The sequence below is a fragment of the Oleiphilus sp. HI0079 genome (genome assembly GCF_001635105.1).
In genome coordinates, this window is the sequence record NZ_LWFT01000595.1 from 1 (window position 1) to 20,968 (window position 20,968).

The following is a 20,968-nucleotide window of genomic DNA, read 5'->3' on the forward strand; positions in this document are numbered from 1 at the left end:
TGATTTATGCATCCGAGTCGCAACCCAACAACAAGTACAACAGGATAATCCAATTCCACTGCCAAGCTTGCCATCGTTTCTCGCGGACTAATCGGAACGCGCCATCCTCCCGCACCCTCTACCAGCGCAAAGTCAACCTTTTGCAATAATGCGCCCCGGCAATAACCCGCGAGTCTTGACGCATTCAAGCTTTTTCCCGCGCGAGTGGCTGCTATGTGCGGTGAGCAAGGATCAGGCAATGCCACAGGGTTAACTTGGGCATAGGGCAACTTGATTGACGAACTATGCATCAAAGCAATTGCATCTTCATTCTTTAGCTCAGCACCATCTAGCTCGCAGCCAGCAGCAACGGGCTTGAGCCCCAAACTACTCATGCCTTGATGGTGAGCGAGCTCGAGTAAACGACAACTAACATAGGTCTTGCCAACTTCCGTATCGGTACCTGCAACGAAAAACTTTCTCATACGTTTTTTGTCTTCCTTAAAATAAAATACCCGACACGGTATGTGGCGGGCACAGAACCATCATCCCTTCTATAGCCTTCGTATGCAGCGAGCACTGAGCTAAGCTTTGACTTACCCATTAAAGACTTTGGGCGCGCGCTTGAAATATTATGGGCACCAATGGCTTTTAAATCCTTCATCAACTGAATTGGCTTATCATACGAGAGGATTACGTCGCTACATTCAGCATTCTCCACTGAATAACCCAGCATATCCGCTATTTGAAGATGATCATCAAACCGCAAAAACTCATTAACGTGGCGCCGATGATCAACAGACGCCCAAGACGTCTTTAGCTCAACCAAAGTCCCATCGAGCAAGGTTGAAAAAGCGAGCACACCATTATCACTCAGTGCACTCATTATTTGCTGGAGTGCACCCTCTAAATCCTGAGCCCACTGTAATGCCAAGCTGGAAAACACCAAATCTACGGAGTTTGGAGCCAGGCTAAGCTTCTCGGCATCAAGCTGAACCCCTGTAACACGCGAGCCAACACTATCCGATTCGAGACCCCAGCCTTGAACTCTAGACAGCGCGCACTGGAGCATCGCTGCGGAAATATCCCCAAAAACGAATTGCTTTGGATTGAATTCCGAAAACAAGCGCTCACCAAAAAAGCCTGTACCACAACCAAGGTCAAGCAGAACTGAGGGGGGGCGCAATCGTACATCCCCCCAAGAGCTGCACACCTTGTCGCACAGTTCTTGGCCAACGATCTTTTGCATATGCGCTGAACGATCATAGCTCTGCGCCGCCCGACCAAAGGAACTTGCTAGATGTACCTTACTATCGACGTTGCTAGCGCTCACAAGTCACCGCCGCACTCGTCCCTAGAGACAAACCTAATAAGGTACTAACCAACTTTAAAATAGGAGCGTTCAACAAATGCCCCTCTCCCTCAACGAGATGGACATGATGGTGAGGATATAGCTGTTCGACTACCTGCGCGGTCATGTTAGGTACAAGCAAATCATCCTCAGCAAACAACAGAATAGCTTGCTGCTGAAGTGCTGAGAGCTCTTTCCTTAGATCGAGCTGCTCCAATAAAGCTAATGTGGCAATTCGATTCTCAGAGCTTTGTAGGGAGCCCCGATAGCGCTGTCTTATCTCAGACAGCAAAGTTCGATTAGCGAGTAGAGTTGTTTCTGATGTCCCGACAACCGATTGTTTAGGACCAAGCATCAGGTACGGAAACGTTTTTACGACAAGCTGATCCGACTCCGCCGCCATTTTAAACTGCGCAAAATCGGACTCGCTCATACCACAACTCCAGCCCTCTCTATTGATAAACGACGGCGAAGCCATCAGCGTCACTAATTTCCGGTAGTCTCGTTGATTCTTTTCTAAAAATGCGGCGAGTCGTATTGCGAGCATGCCGCCAAGCGACCACCCCATAATCACTGTATCTTGATCAATCAAGCTCACTAAGCTGGAAGGCCACGAATCTTCAAAAAATCGTGCATCGACATCAAGAACTTGGTAAGTCACTCCCTCTCCCAGAGCTTGCAGAAGGGGCTCAACAAACGAAGAGTCCAAAGACCAGCCATTCAGAAATAACACCTTGACGGCTCGTGGATCACTCACTCAAGCACCCCAAATCTCTCGCCTTACGCAGCGCTGTCACCAAGCAATCAAGATCGTCCATGGTATGTGTCGCCGTTAAGGTAATACGGAGGCGCGAACTACCTGGTGAGACGGTAGGCGGTCGGATTGCCCCAACTAATAAGCCAGACTCTTCAAGAAACCGTGCGGTTCTCATCACCGATTCGTTTGCGCCAATTACAACGCCTTGTATAGCGGTTCTTGATTGAAGCAACTCAAAACCATCTCCTGCTAACTCTTTATGGAATGCTTCTATAAGGCTTTGGAGATGCGCACGTTGCTCTCCGGCTTGCTCTACAAGGTGCAAACTCGCATTTGTAGCCGCAGCAATAGCGGGCGGCAAGGCTGTCGTATAAATATGGGAGCGCGCTCGTTGCTCAAAAACTTCCATCAACGCTTTTGGTCCTGCCACAAAAGCGCCAAAGGTCCCAAAAGCTTTCCCAAACGTACCGATTAATAACGGGCATTGCTCTTGCGATAACCCGGCCTCGGCCACTGAACCACGCCCTCCCTCGCCTAGAACGCCCAAGCCATGAGCATCGTCGACGGCTAACAAGGCCGAAAATTGATCCGCTAACTTAGCCAATTCACCTAAAGGCGCGACATCGCCATCCATACTAAAGACGCCGTCTGTGATAATCAGCTTTTGACCATAAGTTCCGTTTGTAGAGAACTTCGTTAGATAGGAATCCAAGCTTTCGATGGAAGAATGAAGATAGCGCTGACTTCTCGCGCCAGAAAGCTTTGCGCCATCAATTAACGAAGCATGATTTAGTTTATCCTGAAGGATCAAGCTCTTGGGGTCGCAAAGTGCATCAGAAACAGCTAGATTCGCCATATAGCCTGACGAGAACAACAATGCCTTATCCCTTCCTGTAAACTTGGCGAGCGCTTGCTCAAGCTGGTCGTGAGGCTCAAAATGGCCACAGACAACATCAGAAGATCCACTCCCCAAACCAAACTTATTCAAAGCATCAAGGGCAGCTTCTTTAATCTGCGGATGATCCGCAAACCCTAGGTAATCATTACTTGCAAAATTACGAAAACGTGAGTGGGACGGGGTACGAGCGCCCCGCCCTAGAAAGCCAGATAAACTAACACTCGGGCCTTGAGAAGATGCAATCGTTCTTCGAGATCTTAGCAGGCCCGCGTTCTCAATATCAGAAAGCTTCGACTCCCATTCCAAACGCTCATAGGCCATAAACCAATACTTACCTTAGTGCTTTGCACTCGCCTCGGCTGCGCTACCCGAAGCTTCATAGAACATAGGATTCTTCGCTTCCTGATCCTTAGCAATGGCATTTTCCAAGACTGCTTCTTGGGTTTCATCAGACTCTTCGATACGCTGCTCTGGGCGTAAACCAAGCCGCTTGAACAACTGCATATCTTTGTGTGTTTCCGGGTTTGGCGTCGTGAGCAGGCATTCGCCATAAAAAATAGAGTTCGCGCCAGCCATAAACGTGAGCGCTTGCATTTCATCACTCATCGACTCGCGCCCCGCAGAAAGTCGAACATGACTCTCGGGCATTAAGATGCGCGCAACCGCAATACAGCGAATGAAATCAAAATTATCGATATCTTCGACATTCTCTAAAGGCGTACCCTTTACTTTCACCAGCATGTTGATTGGGACGCTCTCAGGCTGCTGCGGCAGATTTGCTAATTGCACCAAAAGGCCAATACGATCTGAGGCCCGCTCGCCCATGCCAATAATACCACCACTACAAATTTTCATGCCGGCATCACGAACATGTTGAAGCGTATCCAGCCTGTCCTGATAGCTGCGCGTGGTGATGATCTTGTCGTAAAAATCCGGAGAGGTATCAAGGTTGTGGTTATAGTAATCTAAGCCGGCCTCTGAAAGCTCTTGCGCTTGATCATCACGCAACATCCCTAGCGTCATACAGGTTTCTAAACCTAGCTTTTTGACACCTTTCACCATTTCGACGACGTAAGGCATGTCTTTATCGCTGGGGTGCTTCCATGCAGCGCCCATGCAGAACCGACTACTGCCTTTTTCTTTTGCCTGTTTTGCCTTGTCCAAAACAGCCTGTACTTGCATCAATTTTTCTTTCTCGAGGCCGGTGTTGTAATGACCACTTTGAGGGCAATATTTACAATCCTCAGGGCAGGCCCCTGTTTTTATCGACAACAAAGTACTTACTTGAACTTCGTTCGGATCAAAATTTTGTCGGTGCACGGATTGCGCTTGAAACAGCAAATCATTAAACGGCAGATCAAATAACGCCTGCACTTCTTGCTTGGTCCAATCGTGTCGAACGACACCAAGTGACGAATTACTCATTTGTGCTTCAAGCCTCTTTTCTAGAACTGTTATAAAAATGGTATCATGAAGCGGATCGGGTAAAGGGATACCCAACTGCAACACAAGGATAGTGTGCATGATATTCTTCCCCAAAAAGTTGTCAACCCTTGTTGTATTTTTGGTTAACAAGTCAGAAATAATACTACATGCGCTGCAAACCCTCATATCGCTCCGCGCACTCGCAACATTTACAAACGCATACTTCTATTCCACATGCTGCCTTTGTAATGCTAAGGGCACACTCCAGCTGTTAATATGCAATGCTTGCAAAGCGGATTTACTCGTTTCGCTCGACAAACAAAAATGCGTGCAATGCTCCCTCCCCCTGTCGAGCATCAACAGTCACACTCACTGCATAGAGTGCAGAGCTACGCCACCACAGTTTGACAAGGCGTATATCGTGACAAGGTATGAATTCCCCTCCTCAACTCTCGTGCATCGTCTCAAGTATCAAAATCGACGCTTTATTGCGAGATTACTTGGTCAATTGCTTGCAGAGCAAAGAGTTAACGATCGCGAGCCTTTTCCGGATCTTGTTTGTTGTGTACCCATGCATCCCGACAAACTTCGCGACAAGAACTACAATCATGCCCGCGAAATAGCCGCTCAGTGCGCCATGGAACTTTCACTCGTGTTCAACCCGACGTTACTCATAAAAACACAGACAACCGAGTCACAAAGCTCGCTAGGACGAACAGAGCGATTGAAAAACTTAAAGAATAGCATTGTGGTTAGTCCTGGGACGAACTTAAAAGGAAAGCATGTTGCGGTCGTCGATGATGTAATGACGACCGGCGCAACATTTGATTTAGTTGCTGGGCTTCTAAAGGCTCGCGGCGCAGGCAAAGTTGAAGTATGGGCTTTTGCTCGAACAACCAAACAATCGTTTAAATAAATGAATGGCGGTGATGCTAGACGAATAAACCTTGATGCGCTACAACAAGTCTTCTACGAACTCTCCAATGGCCAAAGAAGCCGTTAAACCCGGCGACTCTATTCCAAATAGGTTCACCAAGCCGCTGATACCATGCTCGCTCTCAGACTGAATGCAGAAATCCGGATAGAGTTCACCGTTAAAGCGGATTTTTGGCCGCAAACCGGAATAGTCCGCGTGCAGCTTGCTTTCATCTAGGCTTGGCCAGTAGGACTTGATGCGATCGACAAATTGCGCCTTTTTTGCCTTATCAACCGAGTAATCAAATGCGTTGAGACCTGCATTACCATTAACCTTCAACCATTCAACGTCAGGCCCAAAACGCGCTGCACCGGACAAATCGAGTGTCAAATGCACTCCAAGCCCGCCTTCCTCTGGAACTGGATAGATGAGCTGCTTGAAAGGTACGCGACCAGAGTAACTAAAATAGCTTCCTTTCGCGTATACCGGCTCTGGCAAGCAATGTTTTGGGAAGGTCTCCACCTGAGACAACAATGAACTTGAAAACAGACCCCCTGCATTTACCAGCTCTGAACATTCGAGTAACGCGTTCTGGCCAAGCAACTCCAACTCAAACTTATTAGGTGAGACACTTCGAACCTCGATCTCGGTATTGGGCAAGAAAGTCGCCCCCGACATTTCGGCATCATGAAGCAAAGACTGCATGTAAGCATGGCTATCTACTATGCCAGTAGATGGCGAAAGCAACGCTGAGGTCGCGTTTATTTCAGGCACCTGAGCACGAATCTGAACCATGCCCAACTGCTCTAAGTCTTCCACTTGATTCGCTTTAGCTTGGAGCTTGATCTGAGCCAAACGATCAGCTTGTGAATCATTTGTCGCAACAATGAGCTTTCCGCACCGCGCGAAAGGTAATGAATTATCTTCGAGGTACTGGTAAATCAGATGCTTACCACGTACACATAACCTCGCCTTCAAGGAATCGAGTTGATAGTAAATTCCCGCATGAATGACTTCACTGTTCCGAGAGGAAGTTTGCCTTCCAAAACCCTCTTCTTTATCCAAAATCCAAACACTACGCCCGGACATCGCCAATGCGCGCGCAACAGCCAATCCCACCACGCCGGCACCTATAACAACTGTATCCAGCGTATAACGCTCCTGAGACATCTCTACTGCTTCCTTCTAAAACCGCGAACACATATTAATTTTTAATCACATAGAGCGCCCAAAACAGACGCCCAATCGATATTTCCTTAAACTAACACGCCATGCGCAAAATTATCCACATCGACGCAGATGCGTTCTACGCCTCAGTTGAAGAGCGGGACAATCCCGAGCTCAAACAGCATCCGATTGCGGTCGGAGGCAACCCAAACGGTCGCGGTGTCGTCGCAACGTGCAACTATATTGCTCGAGGTTTCGGTGTGCGCTCGGCGATGGCCTCATCGAAAGCCTTAACGCTTTGCCCATCCCTCATCTTTATTAAGCCAAGATTTGCGGCGTATAGAGAAGCCTCTCAGAAAATGCATGCAATATTTCATCAGTACACAGAACTAGTCGAACCCTTATCGCTTGATGAAGCCTACCTTGATGTTACGGATTCACCGCAATACCAAGGCAGTGCAACGCTGATTGCTAAAGCCATTCAAGCTGAAATTAAAGCGCAACTCAACCTCACGGTGTCGGCCGGCGTCGCGCCAAATAAGTTTCTTGCCAAGATAGCGAGTGACTGGCGAAAGCCTGCCGGGGTATTTGTTATAGAACCAAGCCATGTGGATGCGTTCGTGCAAGCTTTGCCAGTCAAAAAGATTAATGGTGTTGGTCGCGTAACCGCTGAAAAAATGCGAGTTCTTGGTATCGAGACATGCAACGACCTTCGGCAGAGGTCAGAATCCGAGCTGATCTTGCATTTTGGTAAATACGGCTCTCGCTTGGCAACCCTCGCCCATGGAGTCGATGACCGACCTGTAAATACTCAGCGGCAGCGAAAGTCTTTGTCTGTCGAGACAACCATTGACGAGGATCTTGTTTTATCCAACGAGCTGGATTCCCTCCTAAAGAAGCTATTTTTAGAACTGAAAAAACGAAGTGAAAAACTGAAACCGACAGAAAACGTAAGCGGTCGATTCGTGAAGATCAAGTTCAAAGACTTCTCCCAAACTACTTTGGAAGAAGCTATACAGAGCGGCACCGAGCCGTGGGCAGATCAAGATGCGTTTAGAGGTATGATGCGCAAGGCGTGGCAGCGCAAGCAACTTCCCGTTCGTCTCGTTGGGCTTGGGTTACGCATAGGCAACAACAAAAAAGACGAACTTCAGTTAGACTTGTTCTCTGACCCACCATCCGGAAGTATTCAACCCGATACATAAGCCGGTAATTAATCAGCAGCAAGGCGGATATTTTGGAACACCCATACGAACGACTTTTACCGGATATGGTGATCGACGCGGTCGAATCGCTCGATCTACTCAGTGACCAACGAATATTTCCGCTCAATAGCTACGAAAACAGAGTTTATCGAGTTGGACTCGAAGAGAGCGCACCTTGCATTGCAAAATTCTACCGACCTCAACGATGGGACAAAGAGGCTATCCTTGAAGAACATGCCTTCTCTTTTGAGCTTCAGGAGAACGACATCAACGTGGTCGCACCATTGATCATTAACGGGAAGTCTCTTCACGAGTTTGAGGGCTTTCAATTCGCTCTATTTCCTATGCAGGGCGGCTATGCGCCGGAATTAGAGCTACCGGATACGATGTATCGAATAGGTCTAAATATCGGACGCATGCATCAGGTTGGGTCAAGCAAACAGTTCGAGCATCGTCAAACCATGTCGCTTGAACAATGGGCAATAAATAGCAGAGCCTTCTTGCTGGAAAATGACTTCCTCCCAATGAGCTTACAAACCGCATACGATACGCTCACAGACGATCTAGTAAAAACGATGAAGTCGATATTGGCGCACCACAAAGCGAGAGATCAGCGCATTCACGGCGATTGCCACATGGGCAATATCCTTTGGCGTGAAGATCAGGCTTTTTTTGTAGACCTTGATGATTGCGTTATGGGCCCCGCAGTGCAAGACATTTGGTTATTATTATCAGGCGATCGACTTCAGCAAACCAGCCTCTTGAGCGAGTTCCTTGAAGGGTATGAAGAGTTTGCGAGCTTTGACCTAAAAGAGTTAAACCTTATTGAAACACTACGCACCATGCGCATCATGAACTACTCGGCATGGCTGGCAAAACGCTGGAAAGATCCGGCGTTTCCAATGCACTTCCCTTGGTTCAATACCGAGCGCTATTGGTCGGAGCACATCTTGGAGTTAAGAGAACAATTAAGCGCTTTAAACGAACCGCCCTTGCAACTTATGCCCTAAACTCTACAATCAGCACCTTTTAGAACGAGCTTTCATAATGAGACAAGATTCGAGCCAAAAAAGCGCAGACACAGTCAGTGTTCGCGCGCTGGTACTGGCCATCTTCCTGAGTATTGCCGGCACAGTTGGCGTTCTGGAGTGGCAGAATAAAATTCACCATCCCGAGAGCAAAGACCAGTTCGATCTAGCGAGCTATAAGGTCGTATTTGTGCCAACTGAAGACGAAGGCCAATATCGGCTTTCCCCAAAACCCTCATATCAAACTTCGTTTTGCCAAGAAGGCTATCTGTTTATTCGAAATGACAAAGATCATGCAATGCAAGGCCTATTGGTCGATTATAAAAACCGCGGAATTAAGTGCGAGCCACGAGATGTCGACAGCCAGAGCGTAAACGCAAATTCGGAAACCTTAGCGGAGCAATAAAGTGTCGGACAAAACGCCCGAACAAGAAGCAGACCAACTGTACTCATCCCCCCTTGATCAGCAAAACGATTTTAGGTTCGATGAGGCCGTTGCGCGTGTGTTTCCAGACATGATTCAACGCTCCGTGCCTGGATACAAAACGATTATCCCAATGATTAGTCTCATCACCGAGCGTTATGTTCAGAGTGATACTGCCTGCTATGATTTAGGCTGTTCGCTTGGAGCATCAACGCTCGCTATGCGCCACGGAGCCAAAAATAAGGCTACTCGCATCATCGGCATAGACAGCTCTCCCTCAATGATTGAGCGGTGCAAGCACTATATCGAGCTAGATAATGACAGGACGCCGGTTGAGCTGCGTTGCGCTGACATTTTAGACACCCAATTTGAGCCATGTTCTGTCGTCACCATGAACTTTACACTTCAATTTCTGCCGCTAGATAACCGGGCCGCTTTAATACAGAAAATATACCGGGCGCTCGTGCCTGGCGGCGTGCTTATATTGTCGGAAAAGCTCCAGTTTCAATCTATCAAAGAGCAAAACGAGCAACAGGAATTACATTGGTTATTTAAAAAAGCAAACGGGTATAGCGACCTTGAAATCAGTCAAAAGCGTAACGCAATCGAGCAAGTGCTGCTGCCGGAAAGCGAGCATGTCCATATTGCCCGCCTAAAAAATGCCGGTTTTCAAGACGCCTTTTCTTGGTATCAATGCTTTAACTTTTTTTCTTTCTTAGCGATTAAAGCGTCTTAACCCATGAACTATGACGACGTATTTGGCGATCTTGTCGCCTACATGCAATCCGATACACGACTTAAGCGCTGGCTTCCGTCTCTTGAACGTTTACTACACCAGAAACTATACGAAAAACCTCATGGTGATATGCAACGATGGATTGATGCATTAGACGCACTCCCAACGCTTCCTGTGGAAAAAGTCTCTCTTGACACCTCTAAAGTGGGAGCCTCTGGGTCAATCAGCCCCGCCCAGCAAGCGCAACTCGATGATGCACTGAGGAAGCTGATTCCATGGCGCAAAGGACCTTTTGAGCTATTTGACACGCACATTGACACCGAATGGCGATCAGATTGGAAGTGGGATAGAGTCGAACCCCATATCAGCCCACTCAATGGCCGCGCCATCCTCGACGTAGGCTGCGGTTCCGGCTACCACTGCTGGCGAATGCTCGGCGCCGGAGCGCGTCGCGTAATTGGCGTCGACCCCAGCTATCTTTTCTTAATGCAGTTCAATGCCATCAAAAAGTACTGCGGTCTAGGCGAGCCGATTCATTTGCTTCCCATTCGGATGGAAGATCTTGAGCCGCAACTTGAGTACTTCGATACCGCTTTCTCAATGGGCGTTTTGTATCACCGAAAGTCACCGATAGACCATCTCTACGAACTTAAGGGCGCATTGCGAAAAGGCGGAGAGCTTGTGTTAGAAACGCTGGTTGTTGACGGGCCTTTAGGTTATTCACTAATGCCTGAAGACCGCTACGCAATGATGCGAAACGTTTGGTATTTGCCTAGCGTATCCACACTGGAGCTTTGGTTACGACGCGCTGGCTTTAAAGACATACACTGTGTGGACCTCAATCGAACGAGCTGCGATGAACAACGAGTGACCAAATGGATGGAGTTCCAATCCCTCTCGGACTTTCTTAACCCGAATGATCAAAGCAAAACAGTAGAGGGCTACCCGGCTCCACTTCGTGCAACCCTTGTCGCTCGCAAACCAAATTAAAACGTGTTTAATATAAAAAAGGGCCGGGTAGAAATTCTACCAGGCCCTTTTAAACGTAACGCTCTTACGCGTCAAATGGGTGCCGTAACACGATCGTTTCAATACGATCTGGCCCGGTCGATATAATATCGATTGGCGCTTGAACCTTTTGCTCTAAATACTTGATATACGCTCTTGCATTCTCAGGTAACTCATCCAGAGTTTTAGCACCGAGAGTGCTCTCTGACCAACCAGGAAGCTCTTCATAAATCGGCTCAAGGTCATCATAGCCCTCTCCGTCCAGAGGAGGACGCGAAATATTCTCACCCGCTTTCGTCTTATAAGCGACACAAACCTTGATCGTATCGAGGCCATCTAGAACATCTAACTTAGTGAGACAAATGCCTGAAACGCTGTTGATTTGAATAGCATGTCGAAGGCCGACAGCATCAAACCAACCACAACGGCGAGGGCGGCCCGTAGTCGCACCGAACTCATGCCCCTTCTCTGCTAAATGGCGACCGTTATCGTCAAAAAGCTCTGTTGGAAACGGACCTGAGCCAACACGTGTCGTATAGGCCTTAGTAATACCAAGCACGTAATCGAGGTACATCGGACCGAAACCGCTACCCGTTGCTGTCCCGCCGGCTGTGGTATTTGAAGACGTAACAAAAGGATAGGTACCATGATCGATGTCCAACAAAGAACCTTGAGCGCCCTCAAACATGATGTTGTCGCCGCGCTCACGATAGGCATGCAGTTCGTCGGTTACATCTACAGCCAACGGCAACAATTCTTCACCCATTTTCAATGTTTCTTCCAATGTCTTTTCATAAGAAATTGGCTCAACCTTGTAGAAATTCTCTAATACAAAGTTGTGGTAAGTCATGATCTCTTTTAGCTTCTCGGCGAAAGACGCGGGATTCGCTAGGTCGCCAAGACGCAATCCACGACGCGATACTTTATCCTCATAAGCAGGACCAATGCCTCGCCCTGTCGTGCCTATCTTATTTGCACCTTTTGCGATCTCACGCGCTTGGTCAAGCGCTACGTGGTACGGAAGAATCAATGGACAAGCAAGGCTTAACTTCAGGCGTTCACGAACAGGAACGCCTCGACCTTCGAGTTCGCCCATTTCTTTTAGCAAGGCATCAGGTGCGAGCACAACACCATTGCCAATAAGGCAGGTGACGTTGTCACGAAGAATACCTGAAGGGATCAAGTGCAATACCGTTTTTTCACCGTCAATAACCAACGTGTGACCAGCATTGTGTCCACCTTGAAAACGCGCAACCGCGGTAACTTGCTCTGTAAGCAAATCAACGATCTTGCCCTTGCCCTCATCACCCCATTGAGTGCCTAAAATGACAACATTCTTACCCATAAATCTCTTTCTCTAGCGATAATGCTTCAGACTCGGTAACAAAACACCAAGCCACTTAAATTTTAACTTCTACCCACCGGCCATCGACCAACTTAAGCTCACTTGAGCAGCCATGATCATCAATATCGGAATCAGACAAGCGCTGGATAACCCGTTTCTCTTTTCTTAGCAAAGCGATAGCGCTCAACAAGTCGCTATCGTCGCCTGCAGGCGCTAAAACGGAATTTGACGGCGAATTCTGCTCGCCACAACGTGCTTGCAAACGAACGAGTGTCTTCAAGTCGGCGCTGAAGCCGGTTGCGGGTCGCGATGCACCGAAGTCTTCGCCGATGGCATCATAACGACCACCTTTTGCCAAGGCATAACCAAAGTTAGGCGTATACGCGCTGAACATTACTCCCGTATGATAGTCATACCCGCGGAGCTCACAAAAATCATATCCTAGTTCAATATTAGGAAAACGCGCGCTCAACTGAGCCGCAAACACTTTCAGCGCATCAACCGCTCCTAAGGTCTGCTCATCGGCCAATGCATCGATGGCAGATATGCTCTCTCGAACGGCATCCAACGCATCAATACTGCCACTGAGCAGTGCAATTTCGCGCACAATTTTAATCACCGGCTCTTCTGAATCGGCGAACAATGCATCTAGCTCGGGGATAGACTTACGGCTAAGGGCGTCGAAAACGGCTTCTTCCAAACTCGATTCAAGCTGCGCTGAACGCATAAGGCCACGATAGATACCTACATGCGCAAGATCGATATGTACCTTATCGACGTCCGCTAATCGCAGCGTTTCTAGCATCAAAGAGACCACTTCGAGATCCGCACTCGCACCATGCTCACCAAACAACTCACAACCAATCTGGATCGGGCTACGATTCGTCATCATGTGCTCAGGCTTGGTATGCACGACGCTATCTACATAGCAAAGACGTGAGATGGCTTGGTTCTTTAAAACATGCGCATCGATACGAGCAGCTTGTGGCGTGATATCCGATCGAACTCCGAGCAATCTACCAGACAATTGATCTGTTACTTTAAAGGTCTGCAGCTCAAGTTTGCGGCCAGTGCCAGTCAACAGACTTTCAATGAATTCAACTAGCGGAGGCGCCACAAGATCGTAGCCGTAACTTGAGTAGACATCCAGCATCGACCGTCTCATTTTCTCAAGCGCCCATGCATCAGGCGGAAGCAACTCATCGACGCCTTCAGGCAATAACCAACGTTCTGTCAAACTCATAAAGACTTAACTCTTACTCTCGTTATCATCAATCGTTCGCTCTCAAAGATCATTCTAACAAAGCGACAATGAGATGATCTTTAGGCTCTCACCAGCAACAAGCCCAATAGCCCGGCCAACATACATACCAGCGCTAAACTGCGAATGCTGCGATCATCTAATTCTGAAATTTTAGCTAGTGTAGCTTTCCATCCCTTGGGATTTAAGAAAGGCATCATACCCTCGATAACAAGTACGAGACACAATGCGGTCAAAAGGTCATGCCATGCCATACATTTTACCACGCAAGACAAACTTGCCTGTAGACAAAGGGTCGCGATTTTAACGCTTAATGCGAACTAACAAAACCCAAATACGAGAGATGATGACTTTTTAATAGTAAAAAACCAAAAAAAGCACCCAAACGACACGCTTGGATGCTTTTCTTTAGTTAAAAAACGAACTTATTTGCCGCTTTCGCTCTTCTTCATATATTTGAAGAAATCACTATCAGGCTTGAGCAAAAGAACATCTTCTTCATTTGCAAACGTATCTTTGTAAGCCTGCAAGCTTCGAGTGAACGCGTAGAATTCGGGATTCTTGTTGAAGGCTTTGGCATAGGTCGCTGCAGCAATCGCATCACCCTCACCACGAACAACCTCAGATTCACGATAGGCATCCGATTCGATGACGATCTTTTCACGATCCGCATCTGCTTTGATACCCTCAGCAAGCTCTTTACCCTGCGAACGCGTTTCACGAGCTTCTCGCTCACGCTCTGTCGCCATACGGCGGTAGACGTTTTTAGATAAATCTTCTGGAAGATCGATGCCTTTGACGCGCACATCTAAGACTCGAATTCCAAATTCGCTGAGTGTTTGCTCATTCAGCTTAGCGGTAATCTGCTCCATTAACTCGTCACGCTCACCGGAAACTACTTCGGCAAGACTTCGAGCCGCAAACTCATCTCGCAAACCTTTGTTGGTTGAATTAGACAGCAATGTGGTCGCCTGCCAACGATTACCTGCAGTCGCCTTGTAGTAAAGCTTCACATCTTCGATCTTCCACTTCAGGAACGAATCAACAATAAGGAACTTTTTGCCTACGGTTAAGAAACGCTCTGGACGCGAATCCAATGTCAAAACCCGTGCATCAAACTTACGGACGTTTTGAACAAAAGGCATCTTAAAGTGCAGCCCAGGACCAATGTCCGACTCAACAATCTCACCAAACTGCAATTTAATAGCGACTTGTCGCTCATCAACAACATATAGCGAAGAAGATACAAGTGCGATCAATACCAAGACCGCAATTAATGGTAATAGCGACTTAGACATTAGCGTACCTCCCTACCTGTTCGCGCATTTCTAGATCTAATCTCCTCGATCACACGATCCGCCAAGTCAGAGATCTCCGACGAGCTTGCGTCTGAACGAGTACCTGTTACAGAGCTAGCGCTTCGCTCTGAGACAATCTTATCCAAAGGCAAGTACATCATGTTATTGCCACCTTCAACGTCGATTAGAACCTTACTGCTATTTGAGTAAACTTCCGAAATCGCATCAAGGTATAAACGTTCACGTGTTACTTCAGGGGCCTTGGTATATTCAACCAGTAGCGCTTCAAAGCGCTCAGCCTCACCCGTTGCTTTCGCTACAACCTGATCTTTATAAGCGCTTGCCTCTTGCAACATACGTTGCGCCTTACCACGCGCTTCTGGGATGACCGTGTTTTTGTATGCCTCAGCTTCATTAACAAAACGCTCTTTGTCTAGCTTAGCTTTTTGAACATCATCAAAGGCAGCCTGAACCGCAGACGGCGCTCTCGCCTCTTTGATGTTCACGATACTAACGTTGATTCCTGTTTGATAAGCGTCCATGTAGTCCTGCAATCGCTCACGAGTCGAATCTGCAAGTATTGCACGCCCTACACCCAAAATAGGGTCTAGGTTGGTGCTACCCACTTCGTGACGCAAAGCTGACTCGACCGAATGCTGCAAGGAGGCCTCGGGATCTTCAACACGCAAAGCAAACTCCACCGGATCGCTCACGGTGTATTGCACGTTTAGATCAATTTCAACCACGTTCTCATCCTGAGTCAACATCTCTTGTTTTAACTCAGCATTTCGTACATTGGTGACGTTAACTGGAATCACTTGCTCTATCAGCGGGATGACAATGCGCAAACCTGGATCGAGTGTGCGGTTATACTCACCTAGCATCAGCACAACACCTCTCTGCTGCTCATCGATGGTATAAATCGACTTCCAACCTAAAAACAAGACTGCAATAACACCCAAGATCAGAAAAATGCCGCCCAAGCCCGAGGAGTTGTTACTGTTACCGTCTCCGCCGTTACTGCCTTTGCCACCACCAAACAAGCCGTTTAGCTTATCCGTCAGCTGCTTTAGCGCCTCATCAAGATCTGGCGGCCCTTGATTGCCACCGCGATTGTTATTGCCCCATGGGTCTTTACCGTTTGAATTACCCGGCTCATTCCAGGCCATACCTTACCCCGTTTGTTAGTAGGTTTTAGTTAGTTTGAATAGTACGCAATCCTAAAACGCGAAGCACACCTGAGCAAGCGCTAGCGGACAATCAACTATGAAATCTTTTTCAGAAAGCCTATGAGGCTCTTAAAGCTATAAATAATTAACCTTGCTGCAACTTATACGCTTCTCGCGATTTGCTAGATTCGCTTGATCAGTAGTTCAGCATGCGAGACACCACAACGCTTAAGCATTCGTTCAAAATCACTCGCCTGCAAGCGAACCTCAACGACGCACTGCCCTTCATCGTTATAATGCTCATTCAAAACGGCTTTTTCTTCATAGAAAAGCGCCCTAAGTCGAGACTGTTCGTGTCGCAAAGCAATGACAGCATGCACAACTTCTTCAGTAAGTAGCTCAGCTACAGCCTCATGTAGCAGATCGATTCCCGCACCAGTATTCGCAGACACCCAAACACGAACCGGCCTTCCTTCTTCATCCCGATCAATGCGGGGCGATGCATCATCTAGCAAATCAAGTTTGTTATACACCTTGAGCGTTGGAACCTCATCAGCGCCAATTTCGTCGAGCACAGTTTCAACCGCCTCAACATTCTCAAGCCGACGATCATCAGCACAATCGATGACATGTAACAATAGCGTCGCAGCGATGGTTTCCTCAAGCGTCGCTCTAAATGCATCTACAAGCTTGTGCGGCAGGTGCCGAATAAAGCCCACCGTATCTACGAGAATCGCCCGACCAACATCCGGAAAATCAATCTTCCTTAACGTTGGGTCAAGGGTAGCGAAAAGCTGATCAGCAGAATAAACCTCTGATTGGGTTACCCGATTAAATAGCGTCGACTTTCCAGCATTGGTATAGCCCACGAGAGAAATGGTCGGAATTTCTGCTCTAGTTCGAGCCCGCCTACCCTGATCACGCTGCTTTCTAACCTTACCTAATCGCCCCTGCAAAGCCTTGATACGAGCTCGCAAAAGACGCCTATCTGTCTCAAGTTGCGTCTCACCTGGACCACGAAGACCAATACCACCCTTCTGCCGTTCAAGGTGAGTCCAGCCTCGGATCAAGCGAGTAGACATATACTCCAACTGAGCGAGTTCAACCTGCAACTTCCCCTCATGAGTACGCGCGCGCTGGGCAAAAATATCGAGAATGACGCCCGTGCGATCAATCACTCGGCACTCTAGCACACCCTCAAGGTTGCGTTGCTGACTGGGCGATAATGCGTGGTTGAACAGCACAACGTCCGCCTCGCTGGCTTCAAGCTCGGCCTGAAGCTCCTCTAACTTTCCTGAACCAACGAAATAACGGGCGCTCGGCTGGGTGCGCGACCCGGAGACAATCGCTACCGGCTCCACTCCTGCAGAACGAACCAACTCCTTGAATTCGTTTACATCTTCGCGGTCATTTTCATTAGGGAAATCAATATGAACTAAGATTGCGCGTTCACCCGCGTCTGGACGATCAAACACGGTGGCGCTTATGAGCCTTCAAAACGAAAGCGGCTGCGACCAAAAAGGATCGCAGCTCAAAAGAAATTATTGGGAAGAATTGCAAGATACTTACTTATGCTCCAGCTTCTTCATCGCCAGTAGGCATGCGAACATTGCGCGCAGGAACTACTGTTGAGATAGCGTGCTTGTAAACCATTTGGCTAACCGTATTCTTTAAAAGGATCACGAACTGGTCAAACGACTCAATCTGGCCTTGCAATTTAATACCGTTAACAAGAAAAATTGATACGGGAATACGCTCTTTTCGAAGCGCATTGAGGTATGGATCTTGAAGTGAGTGTCCCTTCGACATTCTATTATTCTCCCGACTTTTTTGAGTTATGTTTTCTAAATTATAGTTTGCTTTTCTGCTTGTTACTTAAATGCGGCCACATCAAAACAATTCAATACTGTCGCCAGATTATTTTGATCCCCTGTTTCCAGCCATGTAAGCTCGTCCCAAGAGCGCAACCAAGTTAGCTGACGCTTTGCCAACTGCCTCGTCGCAATGATACCCCTTTCGACCATGAAGTCGTAATCATATTTTCCATCAAGGTATTCCCACATTTGACGGTAACCGACACAGCGCATCGATGGCATCTGTAGCGTCAGATCTCCCCGAGCTCTCAACCGAGCAACCTCGTCCTCAAACCCAGATTCAAGCATTGTACGAAAGCGGGTCGCTATTCGATCATGCAAATCTTTGCGCTCCGCAGGCGCAATCGCAAAGGACTTCAAACGAAAGGGCACAGGTGGTATCGAATCGTCAATGATAGTGTAATCCGCTTCACCCTTATTTCCAGTTCTAACAGAATTATTTTTTATCTCCTGCAGACCTGCGCCAAGCGCATTCGCCTCACCTGAGTTATGAGACCGTTGCATCCGCCAATAATCTGTCAAAGTCCTACCACTTACACGGTAAACTTCGAACGCGCGTTGCAATCGCTGAGTATCTGAAGGCTTAATTCGCTCTGCCGACTCCGGATCAATATCTTTTAGCAAGCTGTGGATGTGCGCCCACCCCTTTTCCTCAGCAAGCCGATTAATCTCTTTTCGAACACCTTCATCCGCTGACGGCATCGCTGCAATTCCGTCACGTAGCACGCGAAAGTACATCATCGTGCCGCCAACCAACAACGGTATCCTGCCTTTTTCGCTGATCTTGCGCATCTCACTCAACGCATCTTCATAAAACCGCGCTACAGAATATGACTCAATTGGGTCGAGAATATCAATCAGCCTGTGTGGCGCCTCAAGCAATTCCTCAGCGGTTGGCTTGGCAGTACCAATATTCATGTCACGATAGATCAGCGCAGAGTCCACACTAACAATATCAACCGGCAAATGTTTGCAAAGCGAAATGGCTAAATCGGTCTTACCAGATGCAGTCGGCCCCATCAGACAAATCGCAGGAGGTAACGATTCTAACGCTACGCCATTGCCAACCAACGCTATCGACCTCGCAAAAAGAGCTTATCAAGCTCAGGCATTGATAACGCAGTCCAAGTAGGTCGTCCGTGATTACACTGCCCGCTTCGCTCTGTCTCCTCCATGTCTCTCAGCAAGGCATTCATCTCAGCTTGCGTCAGCACTCGATTTGCTCTTACCGAACCATGACATGCCATGGTTCCCATCAACTCGTTCGCTTTTGCTTCAAGCTGATCTGAATAGCCACTACCCAACATATCACTGAGCACATCTCTCACCAGCTGGACAACGTCCACCTTTTGCAGAATAACTGGCACCTCTCGAACTATCAGTGCCTCTGGGCCGCTCCGCTCGACTAACAAGCCAAACTTGCGAAGCTCATCTGAGCACTCTTCAGCCACATCAGCCTCCCTAGAGCTCACCGCCAAAGAAATAGGTACTAACAGCGGTTGAGCCTGAATACCGGCACCGTAAAAGTCGGCTTTCATTTGCTCGTAAGTAATACGCTCATGCGCTGCGTGCATATCTACGATGATCAGACCAGAGGCATTTTGCGCAAGGATATAGATACCGTGCAGCTGAGCTACGGCAAACCCCAAAGGATATTCCTCAGCGCCGCCCTGACTTGCCCCGTCCTGCAGAGTATTCTGACCCACAACGGATTGACGGAAGGCGCTACTCTGCGCAACGCCAGAATCTGCATAACCGGCTTCTGCCACCGAATTCGAAGCGGCACTTGCACCACCATAAAGACTTTGCATACCCTGCAACGTTGCGCCCACTTCGGAAGACTGCTGCGAGCCGAATCCATACGGACGAGTGCCGGAAACAGAGTTTACCGGCAATGCCATGCTTGCCTGGCTGTTAAATCCCGGCTGGGCTGCAAGACCAGATTCAGCATGTATCGCCTCACTCTCTGCGACACGCGATTCACTTTGCTCATCTCGCATATACTCATCTGGCCGAACGTCCGCTAGCGCCCGATGCAGACTCCGAAAGATAAAGTCATGCACCAATCGACCATCTCGGAAACGCACCTCATGCTTAGTTGGATGAACATTCACATCAACTAATGCGGGGTCTAGCTCCAAATACAAAACGAAAGCGGGATGACGACCGTGATAAAGAACGTCTCGATATGCCTGCTTAACCGCATGACTAACCAATCGATCGCGTATCACACGACCATTAACAAAAAAATACTGAAGATCGGCCTGACTTCGTGAGAACGTAGGGAGCGCGACCCAGCCCCAAAGCTTTAAGCCCGTTGCTTCAACATCGATCTCTACCGCATTTTCCATGAACGGCTTGCCACATAGACTTGCAACACGCTGCTCTCGGTCCCGCAAGGTCACTGCTGGGCGTAAGCTATGCACCGGCTTACCGTTATGATTAAGGTCAAACCCGACATCAAACCGTCCAAGCGCTTGTCGCTTAACCACCTCTTCAAGATGATTAAACTCGGTCTTCTCAGTACGCATGAATTTTCTGCGCGCAGGCGTATTGAAGAATAAATCTCTAACCTCAACCGTTGTGCCTCGATTGTGGGAGGTAGGGCTAAGTGTTGCATCCATATCTCGACCTTCGGTCTCCACTACCCAGGCCTCTTGCGAACCCTCAGCTTTGGAACTTAGCTGAAGTCGCGATACAGAACTAATACTTGCCAGAGCCTCGCCACGAAACCCAAGCGTCGCGACTGCCTCAAGATCATCGAGAGAGATAATTTTACTCGTAGCGTGACGGCTCAATGCTAGCGGCAAATCATCCTTATCAATACCGTAGCCGTTATCACGTATTGAAATACGCTTGATGCCTCCACCTTCAATACTAATCTGAACGCGGTCACAACCGGCATCTAATGCGTTTTCAAGCAGCTCCTTTACAACAGACGCCGGTCTCTCAACCACTTCACCTGCAGCAATCTGATTCGCCAAACGGGCGGAAAGTTTGTGTATTTTAGACATGACTATTGGGAGAATTGAATGTGCACAAAGTGTAACACGCGCACCAATGTTTTCTAAGCGCCAAGCACCCCAATAAAGCAGCGTATATAGGGTTATTTCAAGCCAAAAAAACG

At 48.1% G+C, this 20,968-nt stretch carries 21 protein-coding genes; 6 read left to right on the forward strand and 15 right to left on the reverse strand.

Annotation, left to right across the window (positions count from 1 at the left end):
* The 5 genes from bioD to bioB all read right to left on the reverse strand — a co-directional run.
* Positions 1 to 464: dethiobiotin synthase (gene bioD / locus A3750_RS10190; protein WP_068548236.1), on the reverse strand; the 464-nt coding region annotated here is incomplete at its 3' end.
* Positions 461 to 1,312, reverse strand: a complete 852-nt coding sequence (bioC, locus tag A3750_RS10195) for a malonyl-ACP O-methyltransferase BioC (RefSeq protein ID WP_068452249.1) — start codon at positions 1,310 to 1,312, stop codon at positions 461 to 463. The genes bioD and bioC, both read right to left, overlap by 4 nt.
* Positions 1,302 to 2,087: an alpha/beta fold hydrolase gene (locus A3750_RS10200; RefSeq protein WP_068452246.1), complete on the reverse strand. Its 786-nt coding sequence runs from the start codon at positions 2,085 to 2,087 to the stop codon at positions 1,302 to 1,304. The genes bioC and A3750_RS10200 overlap by 11 nt, the downstream gene beginning before the upstream one ends.
* Positions 2,080 to 3,306, reverse strand: a complete 1,227-nt coding sequence (bioF, locus tag A3750_RS10205; protein WP_068548237.1) for an 8-amino-7-oxononanoate synthase — start codon at positions 3,304 to 3,306, stop codon at positions 2,080 to 2,082. The genes A3750_RS10200 and bioF overlap by 8 nt, the downstream gene beginning before the upstream one ends.
* A 15-nt stretch (positions 3,307 to 3,321) precedes the next feature.
* Positions 3,322 to 4,410, reverse strand: coding sequence for a biotin synthase BioB (gene bioB / locus A3750_RS10210; RefSeq protein WP_068548244.1), 1,089 nt, complete (start codon positions 4,408 to 4,410; stop codon positions 3,322 to 3,324).
* A 421-nt stretch (positions 4,411 to 4,831) separates the two neighbouring features.
* On the opposite strand from bioB, the gene A3750_RS26075 reads away from it, so the two are divergent.
* Positions 4,832 to 5,326 carry a ComF family protein gene (locus A3750_RS26075; RefSeq protein WP_068548238.1) on the forward strand — a complete coding sequence of 165 codons (495 nt, stop codon included), beginning with the start codon at positions 4,832 to 4,834 and terminating at the stop codon, positions 5,324 to 5,326.
* A gap of 39 nt (positions 5,327 to 5,365) precedes the next feature.
* Here the strand turns inward: A3750_RS26075 and A3750_RS10220 are convergent, their stop codons facing one another.
* Positions 5,366 to 6,496 (reverse strand): NAD(P)/FAD-dependent oxidoreductase, encoded by a 1,131-nt coding sequence (locus A3750_RS10220; protein ID WP_068548239.1) that lies wholly within the window; start codon positions 6,494 to 6,496, stop codon positions 5,366 to 5,368.
* 101 nt (positions 6,497 to 6,597) lie between these two features.
* On the opposite strand from A3750_RS10220, the gene dinB reads away from it, so the two are divergent.
* From dinB to cmoB, 5 genes are read left to right on the forward strand one after another with little or no spacing between them, the layout of a single operon-like run.
* Positions 6,598 to 7,698: a DNA polymerase IV gene (dinB, locus tag A3750_RS10225; RefSeq protein ID WP_068548240.1), complete on the forward strand. Its 1,101-nt coding sequence runs from the start codon at positions 6,598 to 6,600 to the stop codon at positions 7,696 to 7,698.
* 32 nt (positions 7,699 to 7,730) lie between these two features.
* Entirely contained in the window at positions 7,731 to 8,708 is a 978-nt protein-coding gene (locus A3750_RS10230) for a serine/threonine protein kinase (RefSeq protein ID WP_068548241.1), read from the forward strand.
* Between the two features lie 37 nt (positions 8,709 to 8,745).
* Positions 8,746 to 9,132 (forward strand): hypothetical protein, encoded by a 387-nt coding sequence (locus A3750_RS10235; RefSeq protein WP_068454546.1) that lies wholly within the window; start codon positions 8,746 to 8,748, stop codon positions 9,130 to 9,132.
* Between the two features lies 1 nt (position 9,133).
* Positions 9,134 to 9,886 (forward strand): carboxy-S-adenosyl-L-methionine synthase CmoA, encoded by a 753-nt coding sequence (gene cmoA / locus A3750_RS10240; RefSeq protein ID WP_068454543.1) that lies wholly within the window; start codon positions 9,134 to 9,136, stop codon positions 9,884 to 9,886.
* Positions 9,887 to 9,889: 3 nt separating this feature from the next.
* Positions 9,890 to 10,876: a tRNA 5-methoxyuridine(34)/uridine 5-oxyacetic acid(34) synthase CmoB gene (cmoB, locus tag A3750_RS10245; protein ID WP_068454540.1), complete on the forward strand. Its 987-nt coding sequence runs from the start codon at positions 9,890 to 9,892 to the stop codon at positions 10,874 to 10,876.
* A gap of 64 nt (positions 10,877 to 10,940) precedes the next feature.
* Here cmoB and A3750_RS10250 read toward each other — a convergent pair whose 3' ends face one another.
* From A3750_RS10250 to mutL, 9 genes are all read right to left on the reverse strand, one after another.
* The gene (locus A3750_RS10250; RefSeq protein WP_068454537.1) at positions 10,941 to 12,239 is read right to left on the reverse strand and encodes an adenylosuccinate synthase; all 1,299 of its coding nucleotides are present in this window, start codon (positions 12,237 to 12,239) and stop codon (positions 10,941 to 10,943) included.
* Positions 12,240 to 12,294: 55 nt separating this feature from the next.
* Positions 12,295 to 13,482, reverse strand: coding sequence for an ATP phosphoribosyltransferase regulatory subunit (locus tag A3750_RS10255; protein ID WP_068454532.1), 1,188 nt, complete (start codon positions 13,480 to 13,482; stop codon positions 12,295 to 12,297).
* Between the two features lie 80 nt (positions 13,483 to 13,562).
* Complete coding sequence (locus A3750_RS10260) at positions 13,563 to 13,754, reverse strand: DUF2065 domain-containing protein (RefSeq protein WP_068454529.1); 192 nt, start codon at positions 13,752 to 13,754, stop codon at positions 13,563 to 13,565.
* Between the two features lie 171 nt (positions 13,755 to 13,925).
* Positions 13,926 to 14,798, reverse strand: a complete 873-nt coding sequence (gene hflC / locus A3750_RS10265; protein WP_068454527.1) for a protease modulator HflC — start codon at positions 14,796 to 14,798, stop codon at positions 13,926 to 13,928.
* On the reverse strand, positions 14,798 to 15,967 hold the full coding sequence (gene hflK / locus A3750_RS10270; protein WP_068454524.1) for an FtsH protease activity modulator HflK: 1,170 nt from the start codon (positions 15,965 to 15,967) through the stop codon (positions 14,798 to 14,800). Before hflK ends, hflC begins: the two co-directional genes overlap by 1 nt.
* A gap of 182 nt (positions 15,968 to 16,149) precedes the next feature.
* Positions 16,150 to 17,442 (reverse strand): ribosome rescue GTPase HflX, encoded by a 1,293-nt coding sequence (hflX, locus tag A3750_RS10275; RefSeq protein ID WP_068457073.1) that lies wholly within the window; start codon positions 17,440 to 17,442, stop codon positions 16,150 to 16,152.
* A gap of 94 nt (positions 17,443 to 17,536) precedes the next feature.
* The gene (gene hfq, locus A3750_RS10280; protein WP_068457070.1) at positions 17,537 to 17,776 is read right to left on the reverse strand and encodes an RNA chaperone Hfq; all 240 of its coding nucleotides are present in this window, start codon (positions 17,774 to 17,776) and stop codon (positions 17,537 to 17,539) included.
* A gap of 62 nt (positions 17,777 to 17,838) precedes the next feature.
* Positions 17,839 to 18,861, reverse strand: coding sequence for a tRNA (adenosine(37)-N6)-dimethylallyltransferase MiaA (gene miaA, locus A3750_RS10285; protein ID WP_068457075.1), 1,023 nt, complete (start codon positions 18,859 to 18,861; stop codon positions 17,839 to 17,841).
* A 53-nt stretch (positions 18,862 to 18,914) separates the two neighbouring features.
* Complete coding sequence (gene mutL / locus A3750_RS10290; protein ID WP_068457069.1) at positions 18,915 to 20,855, reverse strand: DNA mismatch repair endonuclease MutL; 1,941 nt, start codon at positions 20,853 to 20,855, stop codon at positions 18,915 to 18,917.
* Positions 20,856 to 20,968 lie beyond the last annotated feature (113 nt).